The sequence below is a fragment of the Archangium sp. genome (assembly GCF_057119385.1).
The window spans coordinates 9,512-28,095 of sequence record NZ_DBNGVP010000214.1 but is presented as its reverse complement, the minus strand read 5'-3'; the positions used below and the strand labels follow the sequence as shown (position 1 = coordinate 28,095).

Here is an 18,584-nt window from a genome sequence, read left to right as displayed (position 1 = left end):
CTCGCGCAAGCAATTGCCGCCGGGAACGCGGGAGCTTCTCTGGGGGGTGCAGCCGGCCTTCTGAAAGGCCCCGGAGACGGAGGCGGGGGTGATGAGCAGCCATCATCCCCCTCCATACGGAGTGCGCCCCGATGGGGTGACGAGAATGACCTGGCAATTCCTGGCGAGGCGCTTATAGCTCTCCAATTGATCCTCCACGCCGGGAGAATGCAATGGGTCGAGCCGGTGCTTTTCGTAGCAGGGGAACTTGAGCTCCAAGACGCACTGGATGTGGGTGGCATTTCGAGTGGCATGCAGCACGACATCCGGCTTGAGGGAATCGGGCTTGTTGTTCGTGAGGATGGCTCCGTTGACCTCGGGGTCGCCCTTGTAGCGTGGCTCGACGGAGAAATGGTCTCGAAGTTCCTCGGGGAGGCGCGCCTTGATGCAGGCGAATGCCGCGGCATGCTTCAGGATGTCAAGCTCCTGGGCCAGGGTGACCTTGTCTCCGTGCTCATCGAATCGCACGAGCCGGCCACACTCGGCGTCGTTTGGGAACTTGCCATTCTTGAACTGAAATTTCCCGCCCTGCTTCTGGTAGGCCTCGTTGACATCGGCATGGGCTTGCGCCACGCATTGCTCGACGATGGTCTGGACGTCGGTCAACTCCGCCTCGGTGAGGAGCCGCTGAAGGGTGAGGAGTCCCTGGGCGGCCTCGATGACCTGGACCACTTTCTCCGCGGTGGGAGCGAGCCGTGCCGCCGCTGGCGCGAGAATCTCTCCCGTGCTCGGGTTGACGGGAGCCGCGCACGCCGCGCCACAGGACTGGTTGAAACGAGGGCGCGCGCCGGTGCGCGACTCGCCCCATGCTGGCTGGGGCTGGACGAGAACGGGGGGCAGAGGACGGTGCTGCGCCCGGGGCGCGGTGGAATACAAGAGGCAGAAGAGTGCTGTGGCCGAGGTGGCGAGCAGAAGCGGCCTGGTCTGCGTCCATGGCCAGCGAGGTGGTAGGGAAGGCACAGCACACTCCTTGGATGGAGGTCGTGGGGCTTTCGACCAGCGGGTTGAGGTGAGATTCAGCAGCGCGCCACCTGTATTTCCTCTCGGAGTTGCTTGGCTTCCCGGTGGATGTGTCCGAAGGATATCTCATTCAGGCCTGCTGTTTCCGGGCGATGAAGAGGAGTTCTGCTGTCGCCTGACTCTTCTCGTCCAGGGCCTATCCCGCCGGAGCGCGGGGCCTTGCCCACATCCTTACGCCTGGCCTTCGAATCCGTGTCAGCCGAGGTGTGCGACTTCCACGTCGAAGCGCTTCACCTCGAGGGAGGTGAGGAACTGGTACAGCCGTTGGGAGATGAGCAGGAGGGGGAGGGGGCGGAAGGCACCCAGGCGTTGGCCCACGGCCTGGCGCGTGCACAGCCAGTCCGCCTCGCCCACGCTGGAGCGCTGGAGGTGGAGCTCGGAGAGGACATCGAACCCGGCCACGTGCCCCTGCGGACAGCGGGCCGCGTCGGGCTGTGGGACGAAGAAGTCGGCTCCCACCTGGGTTTCGGGCGACAGTTCCACCGAGCACTCGGGCAGCAGGAGTTGATGCCAGTGCGGGGTTGGCTTGCCCTGACGGCTCACCACGGGTCCCAGCGCGTAGCCACGGATGCCCGCGGCCTTCATCTGCTCGGCCAGCCGCGCCGACACCACGATTTCACCCCCCAAGGTCTGGGCGATGTCCCTCTTGGGAATGCGCTTCGGCTCCAGGTGCAGCGGCCCGACCTGCCTGGCACCGAAGCCACACTTCGGACAGGCCGTGGTTTCGTCATACCCCGTGCCGCAGTCTTCGCCCGTGGGCTCGAAGAAGGGGCGCACGCGCAGCCAGAGCAACTCCGCCTCCTTCAATTCCCTGGGCGTGTATTTCCTGTGGATTTGCCAGTAGGTGACTGCCACTGAACCCTGACTGCGTTTCTCCTGCTCATGCTGCCGTATCCGTTCGACGAGTGGGGCGTCCAGGTCGAGCAGCACCTGGCGTGACATGCCTTTCTCCCGTCCAAGATGAGGAGGAAGAAACAGTTTCGCCTCGTCCGCGAAAAGCCGTACCTTGATGAGTTCCCGCATGGTCAGAAATGAACCCCGGGGAGGGGATATCTGGCGTAGACCCTCTTCATGATTTCCAGCACGACATGGAACATTGGCGGTTTCATTCCATAGCCCGCCAGTCGCCGGAACTCATTGGTGATGAGCTGGTGATAGGCGGGGTCGAGGAGGACGGTGGGGCCGTTGTCCGGGCCGCCAAGATAGCGGGGGGGGAGGTGGTGCTTCTGCTTGGGGCCACCGGCATGTGTCCGCCGTGCGGTCAACCCAGGTATGCGACTTCCACGTCGAAGCGCTTGACCTCGAGCGAGGTGAGGAACTGGTACAGCCGTTGGGAGATGAGCAGGAGGGGGAGGGGGCGGAAGGCACCCATGCGTGGGCCCACGGCTTGTCGCGTGCACAGCCAGTCCGCTTCGCCCACGCTGGCGCGCTGGAGGTGGACTTCGGAGAGGACGGTGAATCCGGCCACGTGTCCTTCTGGGCAGCGGGCTTCATCGGGCTGTGGGACGAAGAAGTCAGCGCCCACCTGGGTTTCGGGCGCGAGCTCCACCGAGCATTCGGGCAGCAGGAGTTGGTGCCAGTGCGGGGTTGGCTTGCCCTGACGGCTCACCACGGGACCCAACTCGTAGCCACGGACGCCCGCGGCCTTCATCTGCTCGGCCAGCCGCGCCGACACCACGATTTCTCCCCCCAGGGTCCGGGCAATGTCCCTCTTGGGAATGCGCTTCAGTTCCAGGCGCAGGGGCCCGATTTGCCTGGCGCCGAAGCCACACTTCGGGCAGGCCGTGGTTTCGTCATACACCGTGCCGCAGTCCTCTCCCGTGGGCTCGAAGAAGGGGCGCACGCGCATCCAGAGCCGCTCCGCCTGTTTCAACTCCCTGGGGGTGTATTCGCGATGGATTTCCAGGTAGGTGAGCATCGTCGAACCGCGCCGCTGCCATGCCTGCTCATGCTCTCGAATCTTCTCCAGGAGCGGATCGTTCGAGGGAAGCACCAGATGTCTGGTCAATCCCCGATCCTCTCCTACCTCTGGAGGGAGGATGTCCTCCGCCTTGTCCGACGAGATGTTGAGTTCGATGGTTTCTCGCATGGTCAGAAGTGCACTCCGGGGAGCGGGTATTTTGAGTAGACCACTCTCATGATTTCCAGGGCTTGTGCCAGGCCCAGGGTGCCGCGCCCATAGCCCTGACTCTTTCGGAACTCATTGGTGATGAGCTGGTGATAGGCGGGGTCGAGGAGGACGGTGGGGCCATTGTCCGGGCCGCCGAGATAGCGGGGGTGGAGGTGGTGCTTCTGCTTGGGGCCACCGGCCAGGTGCGGGAAGGCCTTGCGTGCCTCCTGCATGCCCTTGTCGTACAGGGCCCGTGCCGCACTCGGGTCGAGCGGTGGTGGCGCGGACATGAGGACGAGAGCGCTTGCGCCGCTGCCCAGCGCGGTGGTGACCGTTCCCATGGGCACGGCCACCTCTTCCACGGCCAGCAACCCCTGGGCATTGAGCCGCAACACCGGCAGCCGCACTCCAGTACCAGCCATGCGTACGCCCGAGCCCGCCGTACCTCCCGCCAGCATGAGCAGGTGCGTGGACAGGCGGGAGGCCTCCCGGACCTGCTCGCGCAGGGGCCTGTCCCGGTAGCTGGCGAAGTACTCGGGAGAGGACTCGATGAGGGTGGCCACGGTGGTGGGAAGCTGGCGCAGGCCCTCCAGCGTGCCGTCCACGTCCGTCACACTGGCGGCCAGGGCGAGCGCGGTTTGAGCCAGGGCTTCCTCGGCGCCGTCCAGCGAGGTGCTGACGAGGTCCTTGTCCAGCCCCAGCTCACCGAGGGGAGTGCCGCTGGAGAGACGCAGCTCCTCGTCCAGCGGGTAGAAGATGCCAGCATGGGAGAGGTAGAGGCGGCCGACGAAGAAGTTGCCGGCCATGAGGGCGCCATCGCGCAGCACCACCTGTCCCATGCGCCAGGAGGGCTGGCCGCTGGAGGCGGAGGCGAGATAGCCGTCGGGCCGCATGACGACGAGGGAGAGGAAGCGCTCGCACAGAGGGCTGAGCTCGGAGGCTGGCAGTGGCCTTCGCTGTGTCAGTGCGTGGCGCGACAGCCAGGCGAGAGCGGTGCGTGGAGCGAAGGTGCGAAGTGAAAGCGGCGCCTTGGCGAGCCAGGACCACAGGGCCAGGGCCTGTTGGGGCTGGAGGGGGAGATTCGCGGCCAGGCGCAGGTGCTCGTCCACCTGGGCCGACTCCTGCAACAGGGCGCAGGTGTCCTGCTCGCGGGGGATGAACGGACGGTAGTGCTCCCACCAGGGAGTGGTGGGCGGCCTGGGTTCCGCGGAAGGGGATGCAGACAGCTGCCAGGCACCCGGCGCAGGCGCCAGTGCATGCGCTGGGCGCCAGTGCGGCGCCGTGGCACAGCCTGCCAGCAGGATGCAGGCGGCCAGGGTCAGCAGGGCCGCTGCCGTGCCTCGGTGGGAACGGGGAGGGGGCGACATTCCCTGGAGCTATACACACCCGCCGAGTCCGAGGCGATGGGGCTTCATCCGGGGTCCTCTTCTTCTGCATCCCCCCAAGGGTAGCGCGAAGCCTGCCCCGATTTGTCAGAGCTCCCGCGTCATGAAGATGCTGAAGGGATCATCGGTGTAACCGTCGAACGGGCCGCAGCGGACGAAGCCCGCGCTCTCGTAGAGACGGAGCGCGGGGGTGAACGCCGCGGACGAGCCCGTCTCCAGCCACAGGCTTCGCATGCCCCTCTTCCTCGCCTCCGCGATGAGGTGCTCGAGCATCGCCCTCCCGACTCCCTGGCCGAGGAAGGTGTCGGCCACGCGCATCGACTTGAGCTCGCCGCGCCCGGCGTCGAGGCGCTTGAGTGCTCCGCAGCCGGCGATCTCCTCTCCGAACCAGGCGGACCAGAACGTCACGTCGGGGTGCCGCAGCTTGTCGATGTCGAAGGCGTGCACGCTTTCCGGGGGAGAGTTCGCGTGCATGCCGGCGAGGTGTCTCGCGATCAGGGCGCGGGTCGGCTCACCGGAGAGGTCATCGAGGTGGAACTTCAGGGGCAGGCTCATGGGCAGGACCAGGGGATGCAAAGGATTCTACTCCGTCAGTCCTCCACCACCACCGTCACCGGCTGGCTGACCTGGGGGCGGTGCACCATGGCCGCGGTGATGACGTGCTGTCCGGGCCGCAGGCTCCAGCGGAACTCGTGCGGGTAGCCCACCTCCGCTACCGGCACACCATCCACCATCCAGACAATGGGCTCCGTGCTCGGCGTCACGTCCGCCGCCAGCCGCAGCGTCGAGGCCGATGCTGGCGTGTCCGGGTCATACAGCAGCCGCACCGTGCCCCTCGGCTCGCGGATGGCCACCTTCGGTTCCAGTTCCTCGGGCCGGCTCGGGCACAGCGGGCTCTCCCTCAGCGGCGCGATGTCCAGGTGCTGCCGCCGCGCCCACTGCTCGTACTCCTCTGGCAGCGCCAGCATCACCCGCGTCACCACCTCGCGCTCGGGGCAGGTGGGGCTCGCCCGCAGTCCGTTGCGCCGGTCCAGCCGCACCTTCGCGTGGAAGGGGCAGCTCTCCGCCGGGGCCGTGCCGGGGACGAACCACTCGCTCTTGCGGTGGGGGCACTCCGGCCCCGCCAGCCGGCCCGACAGCGGGCACACGTCCAGGGCCAGCGCCCCCGAGGGCGGTGGGTAGGAATCCAGCACCGGCCGGTACGGGCGCCACCCGGGCATCACCGCGTCGAAGATCTCGTGCACCGCGTTGGCCGCGCCGTGCAGCCCGCCCACTCCATTCATCCGGCGCCAGTCGTGATTGCCCACCCACACGGCCACGAGCAGCCGGTCGCTGAAGGCCATGGCCCAGGCGTCACGGAAGCCCTGGCTGGTGCCTGTCTTCACCGCCACCGCGTAGGGGTAATCCAACGCGCTGCCCACGGGGAACGACGGCCGCCGCGCCAGCGGGTCCGAGAGGATGTGGCGCACCAGCTGGGCCGACTCGCGCGTCATCAACCGGCGCGAGGGCGCCACGGGCTCGTCCGTGAAGCGCCGCAGCGAGCGCGTCTCTCCCTCGTGGGCGAGCACCAGGTACAGCTCCGCCAACTCCTCCAGCGTGACGTGCAGGTTGCCCACCGCCAATCCCAGGCCGTAGCGATCCGGCTCGTAGGAAATGCCTCCCACGCCCGCCTTCTCCAGGAAGCGCAGCGTCGGCTCCACGCCCACCCGCTCCAGCACGCGCAGGGCGGGGATGTTGCGTGAATTGCCCAATGCCTCGCGCAGCAGCATGGGCCCCAGGAAGGAGTGGTTGATGTTCTCCGGCACGTACGAGCGGCCATTCTCCACCCGCACGTCCATGGGGGTATCCGCCAGCTCGGTAGCGGCGGTGACGATGCCCTTCTCCAGCGCCAGCCCGTAGATGAAGGGCTTGAGCGTGGAGCCCGGCGAGCGCCGCTGCTTCACGAAGTCGATGGCTCCCCGGTGCTCCTGGTTGAAGAAGTCCCGCGAGCCCACGTACGCGAGGATGTCGCCCGTCTCCGTGTCCACCACCAGCGCCGCGGTGTTGCCCGCTCCCGCGCCATCCAGCCGGTTCAGGTTCTGCCGGAGGATGTTCGCCACCTTCGACTGCACTTCCAGGTCCAACGTGGCCGTGGAGATGGGCTCGGCCCGGGCACTGGCCAGTCCGCTCCACTCCAGCACCGCGTGCAGCGCCTCGGGCATGCGCTGGGGCCGGGGCACCAGGCCCAGGTCCGACTGCAATGACTGCTCCAATTCCTCCCGGGACAGTACGCCCTGCTTGTGCAGCGCGCGGAGGATGCGGTGGCTGCGTTTCCGGGCGCGGCGCAGGCCGTCCTCGGTGTAGGGGTTCATCCGCCCGGGGAGCTGTGGCAGGCCCGCGAGGAAGGCGGCCTGGGCCCAGGACAGGTCCTCCACCGGCTTGTCGAAGTAGAGCCGTGCCGCCCGCCCCACGCCGTGCACCCGGTTTCCATACGGGGCGATGGCCAGGTACTGGCGGAGCACCTTCTCGTGGCCGTGTCCGTGCACGAGCAGCAGCGCCTCCACCGCCTCGCGCATCTTGCGCCACGCCGTGCGCTCCCCGGGCGTCTGCATCCGCGCCACCTGCATGGCCAGCGTGGACGCTCCCGAGATGACGCGCAGGTTGCGCACGTTCTGCACCAGCGCCCGCCCCACCGAGGGCAGGTGCACACCCGGGTGCTCGTAGAAGTGCCGGTCCTCGGTAATGAGCGTGGCCTGGACGATGCGCTCGGGCAGCACGTAGGGCACCGGCCAGTAGCCGAGCTCCCCGCCCGTTCCGGGCACCTCGCCCAGGTACGTGCCCCGCCGGTCCAGCACGAGGCGCGAGGGCTCGTAGCCAAGCAGCCCGTCCTGGAGGCTGGAGGCGAACCACGCCCCCGCCACCAGCACCACCAGGGCGAGCACCACCGCCCCGCGTGTCCGTCTACTTCTCATGCTCTCCCTTCACCACGATGCGCAGGCCCTCGCCGCGGCCGCGGATGGACTCGCGGTACATCAGCTCGGCCCAGGGCGCCGGGTGCACGAAGGAGCCCTCGGTGGCGGCCCGCACCCGGAAGTGGAAGGTGTGCGTGCCGCGCGGCATCTGCAGGAAGTAGTAGCGCACCTCGTTGTCCAGCCGCTGCACGTAGGCCGGGCGGAGCGAGTCCGCCTGCGACGGCTTCGCGTCCGAGGAGGCGTTCGCCAGCTCCGGGTTGAGCGGCTCGAGTCCCGCCGCGAAGGGCACCACCAGCGCCACGTGGACGCGATCCTCCTCGGTGACGATGCGCGTGTGCAGCTCCAGGATGTCGCCCACCTTCAGCTCCTTCACCTCGCCCGAGGCGTCGTCGAAGCGCGTCTCCTCGGAGCCGTCCGCGTGCAGCCAGGTGGCGCTGCGCGAGACGATGAAGCCCTGCTTGAGCGGCGTCACCTTGTCTCCCGGTGTGGCCGGGATGTACCGGGTCTCCACGCGCATGCCCACGGGTCCACCCTTCACGGTGGCGGAGAGCTGTGCGTCACTGGCCACCTCGGTGCGGGCCGTCTTCGTGTTCTTGTCCACCTTGAGCGTGCCGCCCGAGGACAGTGTCACCGTGGTGTCCGGCACCGCGGGCTTCGCCTTCTCCAGGTACAGCGCCAGCGCGCCGATGGCCCGGCGGTTCTCGAAGGTGCTGCCGAAGCCCGTCTCCGCGTTCGCGTAGGACAGGAGCGCGTCGCGCAGCTGAGCCAGCCGCGCGTCCTCCGGGGATAGCCGGATCAGTGCCTCGAAGACGGCCGCCACGCTGGCGGGCCGCGAGCCGAGGTAGCCGTAGTAGCCCCACGCGTCGCGGCGCCACTTGAGGCCCTCGAAGACGGGCTTGCCCTTGTTCAGCTTGATGATGACGCTGTCCCACAGCTCGTTGCGCAGCGCATCCAGGTTGGTGCGGTACATGGACGGCTGGGCGAGCATGGTCGAGGCCAGGTCCGCCAGGCTCTGGATGTCCAGGCGCTCGCGCAGCTGGAAGAGGTCCACGAGGTAGTGCTGGTCCAGCGCGCCCACGCGCGTGAGGGCCCGCAGCGCCGCCGTCTGCTGGTTGTAGCGCCACTCCTGCACCAGGCCCGGCCAGGTGCTGCGCAGCACCCGCTTGAGGGCCTCCACCGCGCGCGTCTGGAGCTTCTCGTCCACCTTCAGGCCCGCGCGCCGCGCGCCGTCCAGGAACTCCACCGCCAGCGCCGTCACCTGCACGTCGCCCGGCCCTCCCGGCCAGAAGGCCATCAGGCCCTGGTCATCCTGGTAGAGCGCCATCTCGTCCTGCATGCGCTGCACGTTCTTGTCGATCTGCTTGCCGAACGGCGTGCGCACGCCCAGGTCTCGCAGCACCGCGGCCATGGCCACGTCCGGGTAGAGCTGCGACAGCTTCTGCTCGAGGCAGCCGTGCGGGTAATCGGCCAGGTACTGCAGGCCGGAGATCATCTCCAGCACGCCGGGGATGGAGGTGATGGCCACCTCCTGCGACGCGGTGCCCGGGCGCGCGGGCTCGGGCAGCGGCTTGAGCGTGGCGTTGCCCGCGTTCAGCGTGTCGAAGTACGCGAAGTGCTCCACCGTGCGGTCCGGCAGCACGGGCAGCTGCACCTCGAAGGCATCTCCCGCCTTGTCCGCCTTGCGCTCGATGTCCACGCGCACCTTGAGGGACTGCGGCTCGGACACGTCCGCGCTCTTCACGGTGATGGGGGTGACGAAGCTCATGGCGCGGTTGGCCTGCAGCTCCACGCTCTGGTTCAACGGCTGCACGTCCGCCGGACCCGAGACCTTCACCTCCACCGAGCCGGGGCCTCCGTTGCCCTCCACCACGCGGCCCACCGCGCCGCCCCAGAAGCGGTCTCCCTGGCGCACGAAGCGCGGCAGTTGCGGCTGCACCAGCACCGGCAGCCGCACGCGCAGCACCGTCTGCTTGTACCCGAAGCGCTGCAGCCCGGAGATGGCCACCGCGCGCACGCGGAAGTTGGTGAGGTCGTCCGACAACGGCACCTGCACCGTCAGCTTGCCGGACGCCGGCACCTGCAGCGTGGCCTGGTAGTACGGCACCGTCTGGAAGTTCTTGCGCACCACGCGCTTGCCGCCGCCTTGCTGCTCCTCCTCGCTGCCGTCGCCGCCGGGCGTCTCCTCCTGCTCGAAGAGCTTGCCCACCAGGCTGTTGCGCGTGTCCCGCAGCGTGGTGCCGCGCGTGTTCTCCTTGATGAGCTCGTCCAGCGGGTTGAGCGTCGCCTCCGGCGCGAGTGACAGCACGGCCTCGTCCACCAGCCACAGTGTCACCTCGCCGGCCAGCGGCTTGCCCTGGTCATCCTTGAGCGTCAGCTCCACCGGGATGGTGGAGCCGGGGCGTGCCGTCTCGGGGTGCTTGATGTCCACCATCACCTGGTTGCTCACCGGCTCCACCTTCACGTCCACCGAGGCCCCGAGCGTCTGCGGCCGGTAGCGCGAGTCGTCCTTGTCTCCCTCGCCGAGCCGTCCCCGCATCAACAGCACGTGCACCGGGATGTTCGGCACGTACTGCGCCCGGATGGCCAGCTCGTGCACCGCCTTGCCGCCGGACACGTCGTGCCAGGTGTACGTGTTGCCGCCCGGCTCCTCCACCACCACCAGCGCGCGGCCCTCCTGGAAGGGGCTCTGGAGGATGAGGCGCGCCGTCTCGCCCGGCTTGTACGAGTTCTTGTCCGGGGTGAGCCCGAACACGCCCTGGCGCGACTTCTGCCACGCGATGGGCGTCTGGCCTCCCACGTACAGGTCCGCCGACAGCGTCTGCATGCGCCCCAGCTTGTCGCGCGCCACCAGCTCCACCACGTACACGCCCGCCTCCTTCAGCTCGAAGGCCGGGGACACGGGCTTGTCCTCCGTGGTGGTGATCGTCTTCTCGGCGAGCTTCACGTCCTCCTGCTCGGTGACGTAGCGGGCCTCGCCGGTGGCGAAGCTCGTCTCCCGCAGCTGGCTGTGCCAGATGCGCCGGTAGAGGCGCACCAGCACCTCCTGGCCCTTCACCAGCTTGTCGTTGACGCCCACGGCGATGATGTCCGGCGTGAGCGTGAAGGGCTTGTCCGAGTAGCGCGGCAGCTTCAGGCCCAGCACGAAGGGCGGCAGCGCCTTCACGTCCTGCGCCGCGGAGACGGGCTGGTTGTCCGCGCCCGTGACGGTGGCCTCGAAGCGGTAGATGCGCGCCGAGCCGTCCAGGTCCAGCGCCGGGTTGACGCTCATCTCGTCCGCGCCATTGTCGTCCAGCGTCGCGTTGCGCGTCATCGCCTCGGGGGCGCGGCTCTGTCCCTCCCGGGCGAACTGGTTGCTGGAGGCGAAGAGGAAGCCCTCGCGCCCCTTGGGCACGTAGTAGTAGGGGCGGCGCGTCACGGTCCACGCGATGGGCTGCCCGGCCACGTTGCCGCCCGCGTAGTAGCGCGCCACCGCCTTCACCTTGAAGGGCGCATCCAGGCGCACCGTGGCGGGGCTGGACAGCTGCACCTCGAAGGTGGGCAGGCGGTAGGCCTCTATCTGGAACTTCCGGCGCGCGAGCGTCTGCCCCGTGCGCACCTCGGCGAGCACCGCGTAGTACTCGCCGGTGGGCGCGTCCTTCTCCTGGAACTCGGCGGAGAAGCCATACAGCGCGGTGAAGCTCAGCGGCAGCTTCCACGTCTGATCTCCCGGGCCATCCACGCGCAGCGAGTACTTGCTCGCGTTCTCGGGCGCCACGAAGTCTCCGCCCACCTCATTGCGCAGGAAGCCCTTGAGGTAGACCTTCTCGCCCGGCCGGTAGATGGGGCGCTCGGTGAAGAGGAAGCCGCGCAGCCCGTCGTTCGGCGGCGGCGGCGTCTGCTGCGACAGCCACTCCAGCCAGCCCGAGGACGGCGACCAGTGGTTGTTGGCGAAGGACGCCGGGGCCTCGCGCGGATCCAACACGAGGATGTCCTCGCCGTTGCGCACGGAGACGCGCTGGAGCTGCACCCAGTTTCCCTGGGGGCCGAGCGTCGCCCGGCCGGTGCCGTCCGTGGTGAGCTCGTGCGTGAAGGGCTCCTGGATGAAATCGCCCTTGTGCTTCGGATCCGGCACGCGGCGCTGGCCCTCGAGCACGATGCGCGCGCCACGGACCTCCTGCGCCGTGTCCAGCGTGCGCACGAAGAAGACGGCCTTGTCCCGCTCCTCCACCGTGCTCAGCGACAGGTTGGAGATCTGCACCCGGACGTAGGCGCGCTCGGGCGCGCCGGTGAGCCGCCGCAGGCCCACGAGGTACGTGCCCGGCCTCACCTTGCCCACCACCGGATCCAGCAGGGGCGCCAGGTCCAGGCCGAACGTGGTGGTGCCACCGCGCTTGGGCAGGGGCAGGTCCACCAGCTTGGAGACGAGCGGCGTGCCCAGCAGGCGGATGTGCGCCGTCAGCTCGTCCTCGCCGATGTAGCCGGGCGTGGGCCTCACCTGGGGCTCCTCGCCGGGGAAGGGCGGGGCGCTCTGCTCGTTGACGACGATGGGCCGGTTGGGGAAGTGCCACAGGCCCGGGTGCAGCGGATCCACCCGGTAGATGCGCACGTCCGCCCGCGCGTCACCGTAGCCCTGCAGCGGCAGCATGCGCGGGCCCTTCGCCTCCACCAGCGCGGTGCCCTGCATCCAGCGCAGGAAGGGCTGCTTGAAGTCCAGGTGGAAGAAGACCTGGAGCTCACCGGGGTCTCTCAGGGGCCGGCCGCTGTCGTCGTGGATGGGCGCGGCGCCGATGCGCATGCGGTACAGCGTGTCCGGGACGAACCGGCCCCGCAGCGCCACGCGGCTGCCGTACGCCTGGTAGTGCAGGCCCGGCACCGCGGGCTCCAGCCGCACCAGCTTCTTGAGCGAGGTGAGCGACAGGCCCTCCACCGGCGCGGAGAAGACGAGCTGCGGCAGGTCTCCCTGGTTGCCGCACGCGAGCGCCATGTCCCTCGGCGTGGAGGCCCCGCCCGTTAGCGAGAACTGGCTCCGGCCGCACTGCACCTGCTGCAGGTGGAAGGCCGGCCGCGTGGACAGCCGCCCCACCCACAGCACCTTGTCCTCGTCCCCCAGCGCGAGGCTGACGTTGACGCGCAGCTGCTTGCCCTCGGGCACGTCCTCCTCGAGCGTGATGGCGTAGACGGCCTGCTCGCGCTGGCTGCCGCGCGGCAGCTGCGACAGCGTCCAGTCCTTCAGCACCCGCGTGGGCGAGTCCGCCAGGCCCGGCAGGTCCCTCACCTCCAGCCGGAGCATCTTGCGCAGCGACTCGAGCGGCAGCGCCTGCGGGAAGGTGAGCGTGAGGGTGCGGAAGGGCCTCAGGTCCGTGCTGTCGGGCTGCGGCGACATGGCCGAGGGCGCCGACATCATCGTGGTGAGAATCTTCCGCGCGCCACCCGCCTCGAAGGAGAAGCGCGCCAGCGCGGGCCAGGGCTCGGCGGGGCGGAACTGGAGCGTCTTGCGGTCCGCCCAGAACCACTGGCCGGGCCACGAGGGCACCACCTTGAGCAGCTTCGCGCCATCATCGGCGCTCTGCTTGCCGGGGCCAGCGTTGTCGGGGAAGTAGACGGTGACCGGGTCGAAGCCGCGCAGGAACTGGTCGGGGAGGATCTTCACCCCCCCGCCCTCGGGGCGCTGGCTCTCATCGGCCGGACGGTACTCCTGCGCCCGCGCGGGCACGGCCGCGAGCGCCAGGAGCAGGCAGAGCAGGGAGTTCACGAGGCGCATCACGGGTTCTCTCCGATGCGGTGGAAGAAGTCGCGCAGGTACTCCTCGGGGACGCCGGTCTTCGCACCGGCGAGGCCCACGAGGACGGGCTTGAAGGGGAGGGGACGCTCCAGCGTGTTGGGAGCGTGGATGGCGAGCAGGTACGTGCCCTTCTCCAGGGCGAGGAATTGCTGGCAGCCCTCGGCGAGCACGCGCTGGGCGGTGTCGAGCACGGTGCACTGGAGCACCTCGGCGGGCACTTGCAGCCCCAGGCCGATGTGGCCGGCCGAGGCGGTGTCGAAGCGGAAGTAGTGCGTCTGGCCCGGCGCCACCCAGCCCTCGGCCTGGGCCACGCCCTCGGTCAGCGCCTTCACCGGCTCGTGCGTCCAGGTGACGTTGCCGGTGAGGGGCTGGTGGGCGAAGCCTCGCACCACGAGCCGGTAGGTGCCGGCCGTGAGCAGCCGATCCACCGAGCAGCCGCGATCCAGGCCCGCCACCACGAGCACGTTGCTCTCCCGCGCGAGGCCGCAGACACCCGAGTCACCCCGGAGGTGCACGACGGCGTCCGCGGGCACGGTGAGGGTGCGCTCCACGGCCTCGCCGGAGAGGCGCAGGGCCTTCGCGGCGGGCAGCTCGGGCACCTTGGACTTGGGAGCCGGGGGCAGCAGGGCCAGGCCGAGCCCGTCCGGCGCCGCGAGCACCGCGCGCACGCCGCCCGGGTTCGTCTCCAGGAGGAGCTGGCCGCGGCGGCCGGTCGGCACCTGGAGCTCACAACCCTCCAGCCGCGTCCCGTCGTCGAGCGTGGCCACGCACCGCTCCGCGCCCGTCACCCGCAGCTGGCGAGGGGCCTCCGAGCTGCCGAAGGCGAGCACCTGCTGGCCGGGCACGCGCGAGGTGGCCTCGAAGAGGGTCGCGAGGGGCAGGGCCGGCCTGGCCGCCTCCACCGAGAGCACCTCCGTCTGTACACGGGACTCGGCCGGGGACCAGAGGAACACCGCGCCGCCCGTGCCGCTCAGGATGCAGCGGGAGAGCGTGTCGCCGGGCGGGCACAGGTCCACCGCGGCGCCCTTGTCATCCACCAGCACGGCCCACGCCTCCCGGGGGAGGGAGAGCTGCACGCGCGTGGGCTCGCCGGGCATCACCATGCGGAGGGCGGGCCCGCCGCTCCATGTCAGGTCCTGCAGGCCGGGCGACAGCTGCACGGACGAGTTGGGCACCGGGAAGGAGAGCCGCTGGACGGTGGCCTCGCCCTTCTCCGTCACGGGCGTCCACCAGCGCGCGAGCGACTCGGTGGTAGGGCCGGTGGCCGCGTAGCACGCGGAGCCGCGCTGCTGTGACACGCCTCCGTCCAGCCGGCACGCCGGGTAGGCCGGGTCTCCGAAGGGCACGCTCACGCGCAGCAGGTGCAGGGCGTCCTTCTTCGAGCGCTGGCGCAGCAGCGTGGGGTGCTGGCTCAGCGGGGCGCGCTGCTCCTCGGGCTCCTCCAGCGTGTCCACGCGCTCGGAGAGGGAGAGCTTCGTCTCGGCCGTGGCGCCGGGCACGCCAAACACCCAGTCACCGGCCTCCAGCGAGGCCTCGGGGCCGCACGGGTTGAGGGGGCCCTGCCGGGACGCGGGCAGGCAGTAGACGCCGTTGCCCGTCTCGTAGCGGCCGGGCCTGGGCAGCTGCGCGCTCGTGGCCTCGCCCGCCGGAATCCTTCCACCGGAGAAGGGACGCAGGGGCCGCGCCGCCACGCTGGTGCTCACCTTCGTGGGCTGGCCGAGCGTCCAGACGCGCACGCGCCAGGGCGAGGTGCCCGGCTCGAGCAGCAGCTGGCACTCGCGCACGTCCATGCCGCGCGACACCACCGCGCCGCGCTCGTCCTCCAGGGCGCAGGAGAAGGCCGACTTCGCCCGCAGCACCACCTGTTGCAGCGTGTCCGCTGGCACGGGCGGCAGCGAGGCGCGCACCACGCCGGTGCCCACCTCCAGCGTGCCGCCCTCGGCGAGCACTCCGGCGTCGGACACCGTGGCCAGCTCCACCGAGATGCGCGAGGGGCCCGGCTGCTGCGTCTGGCTCTCCAGCACCAGCGTGTAGCTTCCCGCGGGCAGGGGCTCGGCGATGGCGCAGTTCCAGTCCGCGCCGTGGTCCGCGCTCTCCACCACGAGCCGGCCCGCGCCGTCGAAGAGGCGGCAGCGCACGTCCGTGCTGCCACGCGTGAAGAGGCGCAGCGTGCCGTCCACGGACAGCACCAGCGGCATGCGGTCGGGGACGTTCACGTCCTTCACCATGGGCGGCGCGAGCACCTCCGTGCGCAGGTACAACGTGTAGGAGATGGCCACGTCTCCGCGGCTGTGCTCGGTCACCAGCGTGTAGCGGCCGGGCTCGAGCTGGAGGGACTGGCCATCGGGAGGCGGCGCATGCAGCACCGGCGCGGGCGCCACGTACGGGGCCGGAGCTGCCTCCTCCTCGCTCGGCGGGGGCGCCTCTTCTCCCTCGGCGTACTCCGCGTTCTGATTGCCCTCCGAATACTCGGGAGCCTCCGAGGGCTCCCCCTCCGGCGCGGGCTCCATGTCGCTCGGCGGGGGCGTGTACGTGCCCTGTGGAGCGATGACGTCCACGGGCCTGCGCGTGCCGTCCGCGCCCGTGGTGTAGAGCCGCCCCTGCATGCCGTTGCTGAGGGTGAAGGACACGGCCATGCGCGCCGGCACCTCGAAGGTGAACTCGTCCTTGCCGTCCTTGCCGAGGTCCGCCCGGTACCACTGGTTGAAGCGCACGGCGTGCGCCTTGTTGCCTTTGAGCACCACCGGAGGCTGGATGCGCTCCAGCGCGGTGCGGCGCATGGACTCCACCGTGAGCGGCAGCTGCGTCCACAGGTACGTGCCCTGGGCCAGCCGCAGCGTCTGCTCGCAGGGCGTGGGCACCGTCACCACCGGCCAGCCCTGGGGGTCATCCAGGCGGCACTGGAGCCGTGCACCTGGCGCGGCGGTGGACAGCGTGTAGTCCGCGCCGCGCGGCACCGTGAGCTTCTGTTGGATGAGGTCGCCCGCCTCCACGCGGAAGAAGGCCTCACCATCGGCGCGCACGCCCTCGGCCGTCTTCAGGTCTCGCCGCTCCAGCAGCACGGCCCCGCGGCCCTTGCTCTGGTTCACCGTCCTCGCGGTGAGCAGGTAGCGGCCGGGCCGCAGGTAGGTGGACACGAGGCAGTTGCGCCCGCGCCCTCCGCCCTGGGCGCTGCCCACCTGGGGCACCACCGGCGTGCGGATGCTGCACTCGGTGGCCAGCAGTCCCTGCGTCGTCACGTGGTAGAGGCCCTCCTTCTTCACGTCGAAGGTGAGCGAGTGCGACTGTCCGCGCTCGAAGTCGAACCACGCGGGCTCGGAGGGCCGCAGCGAGGGCAGGGGCGGGAAGATGGGCGAGTACGCGCTCAGCGGAGGCGGAGGCGGCGGAGCGGGCCGGTGCACCACCAGGTTGAGGGGCGCGCCGCCCGGCTGGGACAGCGTGAGCGTGCCGCCCGAGCCCGGGAGCTGGCAGCTCCCCTCTCGCGCCTCCACTCGGGTGCTGCCCAGGGCGCACGTGAAGGGCTCGCCCCCGGAGGCGCGCACCTCGACGGCGCCTCCCGAGACCAGGGGCAGCTCGAGCGGCTGTGGACCATCGAGCACCACCGGCAGGGGCTCGTTGAGGGCGAGCGGCAGCGGACGCAGCACGAGGCCCCGCAGGGAGCCGCCCGTGCTCCGGTTGGCGACGATGCGGTAGAGGTAATCCTTCTGCAGCTTCACGCCCTTCATGAGGCACGCGGTGCGGGTGGGCGTGTCCTGCTGGGGCTCGCGGCCCTCGGGAGCCAGCGTGAGCCGCTCGATGCCCTCGGTGCCGCCGTACAGCTTCAGCTCGTACACCCCGGCTCCGGCCGTGTGGGTGATGCGGCACGTTTGCCCCGAGGGGTTCGTCTCGGTGATGCGGATGCGCCGGGCGCCATCCACCTGGTACAGCTCGCAGCGGCTCTTGCGGTCTCCGCTGGTGGAGAAGACGTAGCGCCCGGAGCTCGTCACCCGGAACCAGACGGTGGCGTTCGAGCCGTTGTAGTTGAAGGCCCGGCGGAAGGCGCGCTCGCGGCCCACCTCGGGACCGTCGAACTCCAGGAGGCCCCAGTCCCGGCCGTACGTCGTCTCCAGCATGCACCCCAGGGGCGCGCTGTCCGGATCCAGGGGCACCTCGTGCAGGCCCACCAGGAACTCGCCGGTGGAGGGCGCCTCGAAGTATGGCGTCATCCCGCCCTGGCTGTAGGTGCCGTCCAGGTAGCGATCGCGCGTCGGCAGGCGCGCCCACTGCAGCGTCAGCCGCGTCCCGGGCTCACCCCGGAGGATGGCCACGTGACGGCTCGCGTCCGTGCCTCCCACCATCACGCTGCACTGCGGGACGAGCGCCTTGCCCTGAATCTGGCAGCCCCCCTCCGAGCCCCCGGTGACGTTGCTGGCGCCGTCAGCGGATATCCCGTGGAGGCTCACGCGGCTGGAGGACTGTCCGCCGCTGTCCCGCGACAGGAAGACGGCGGAGGGCCCCGAGGGCAGCTCCACCGCCGTCATGCCCCAGGGCGGCAGGGTGACGCTCAGCGAGCGCTCCGTGGGCGCCTTCGGGAAGCCGTAGGCCACCGAGAGGCTGTTGTCCTCCTGGCCCTCGGTCCACTGCTTCGGGGACGTGCCGTAGGTGGTGAGCAGATAGGTGCCCGGGTCGAGCGTGGTCTCCATCCACCACTCGTACTGGGGCTGCCCCGCGCGCGGCTGCGTGGAGGCGTCCTTCACCTCGACGGGCTCCAGCCACGCGCCGTTGCGCCACAGCCGCACATCCCCGGCGGTGCGGCCGGAGACCCGCAGGGTGACGGGCTGGCGCTTGTCCAGCTTCAACCAGAAGGAGGCCTGGTGGCGCGGGGCGAGCACCTGGCGCACCTCGCGCTCGGGCGTCAGCAGCACGGGCTGGGCGTTGTCCTCGGTGTAGGCCACCGCCTTGAGGTCCACCTTGCCCTGGGTGCCCTTGCCCTTCGTTCGCGACGTCAGGCGCAGCTTGTAGGTGCCCGAGTCCAGCAGGAGGTCCAACTCACAGTTGGCGCTTCCCGCGGAGCCGCTCTGGGCGAAGGGGCCGCGCACCTGATCGACGATCTCGCAGGCGGTGCCGGAGGGCGTGCGCGCGGTGATGACGACCCGCGAGGCGCGGTCGAGCGTGACGAGTGCCTCCTGGTTGCCCTTCGCCGGCACGGAGGCGGGCGAGAGGCTGACGGCGTTGAGCAGCAGGAGGGTCAGGGACAGGGGTGAGAGGAGCATGAGGCCCTCTGGGAGAGGTGCCGCACGAGGGGTGCGGCCGGGCGGCCCTCTCATACCAGCAATCGG

The 18,584-nt window shown here is 70.0% G+C and carries 8 protein-coding genes; all 8 read right to left on the bottom strand.

Annotated elements, in window-relative coordinates; all coding sequences use genetic code 11:
- Positions 1-102: 102 nt before the first annotated feature.
- Entirely contained in the window at positions 103-711 is a 609-nt protein-coding gene (locus tag AC16DP_RS48760; protein ID WP_329734586.1) for a hypothetical protein, read from the bottom strand.
- Between the two features lie 543 nt (positions 712-1,254).
- Entirely contained in the window at positions 1,255-2,001 is a 747-nt protein-coding gene (locus AC16DP_RS48755) for a hypothetical protein (RefSeq protein ID WP_329734587.1), read from the bottom strand.
- Positions 2,002-2,320: 319 nt separating this feature from the next.
- Positions 2,321-3,148, bottom strand: coding sequence for a hypothetical protein (locus AC16DP_RS48750; protein WP_329734588.1), 828 nt, complete (start codon positions 3,146-3,148; stop codon positions 2,321-2,323).
- Between the two features lie 2 nt (positions 3,149-3,150).
- The gene (locus AC16DP_RS48745; RefSeq protein ID WP_329734589.1) at positions 3,151-4,296 is read right to left on the bottom strand and encodes a hypothetical protein; all 1,146 of its coding nucleotides are present in this window, start codon (positions 4,294-4,296) and stop codon (positions 3,151-3,153) included.
- 345 nt (positions 4,297-4,641) lie between these two features.
- Complete coding sequence (locus tag AC16DP_RS48740; protein ID WP_329734590.1) at positions 4,642-5,109, bottom strand: GNAT family N-acetyltransferase; 468 nt, start codon at positions 5,107-5,109, stop codon at positions 4,642-4,644.
- Positions 5,110-5,144: 35 nt separating this feature from the next.
- The gene (gene pbpC, locus AC16DP_RS48735) at positions 5,145-7,505 is read right to left on the bottom strand and encodes a penicillin-binding protein 1C (protein ID WP_329734591.1); all 2,361 of its coding nucleotides are present in this window, start codon (positions 7,503-7,505) and stop codon (positions 5,145-5,147) included.
- Positions 7,495-13,245, bottom strand: a complete 5,751-nt coding sequence (locus AC16DP_RS48730; protein ID WP_329734602.1) for an alpha-2-macroglobulin — start codon at positions 13,243-13,245, stop codon at positions 7,495-7,497. The genes pbpC and AC16DP_RS48730 overlap by 11 nt, the downstream gene beginning before the upstream one ends.
- The gene (locus tag AC16DP_RS48725) at positions 13,245-18,518 is read right to left on the bottom strand and encodes a hypothetical protein (RefSeq protein WP_329734592.1); all 5,274 of its coding nucleotides are present in this window, start codon (positions 18,516-18,518) and stop codon (positions 13,245-13,247) included. Before AC16DP_RS48725 ends, AC16DP_RS48730 begins: the two co-directional genes overlap by 1 nt.
- Between the last annotated feature and the right edge of the window lie 66 nt (positions 18,519-18,584).

What these genes read in the sequence shown, in the direction of transcription:
- AC16DP_RS48740 (WP_329734590.1), bottom strand. Translation starts at nt 5,109, where the DNA reads ATGAGCCTGCCCCTGAAGTTCCACCTCGATGACCTCTCCGGTGAGCCG.
- pbpC (WP_329734591.1), bottom strand. Translation starts at nt 7,505, where the DNA reads ATGAGAAGTAGACGGACACGCGGGGCGGTGGTGCTCGCCCTGGTGGTG.
- AC16DP_RS48755 (WP_329734587.1), bottom strand. Translation starts at nt 2,001, where the DNA reads ATGTCACGCCAGGTGCTGCTCGACCTGGACGCCCCACTCGTCGAACGG.
- AC16DP_RS48750 (WP_329734588.1), bottom strand. Translation starts at nt 3,148, where the DNA reads ATGCGAGAAACCATCGAACTCAACATCTCGTCGGACAAGGCGGAGGAC.
- AC16DP_RS48730 (WP_329734602.1), bottom strand. Translation starts at nt 13,245, where the DNA reads ATGCGCCTCGTGAACTCCCTGCTCTGCCTGCTCCTGGCGCTCGCGGCC.
- AC16DP_RS48725 (WP_329734592.1), bottom strand. Translation starts at nt 18,518, where the DNA reads ATGCTCCTCTCACCCCTGTCCCTGACCCTCCTGCTGCTCAACGCCGTC.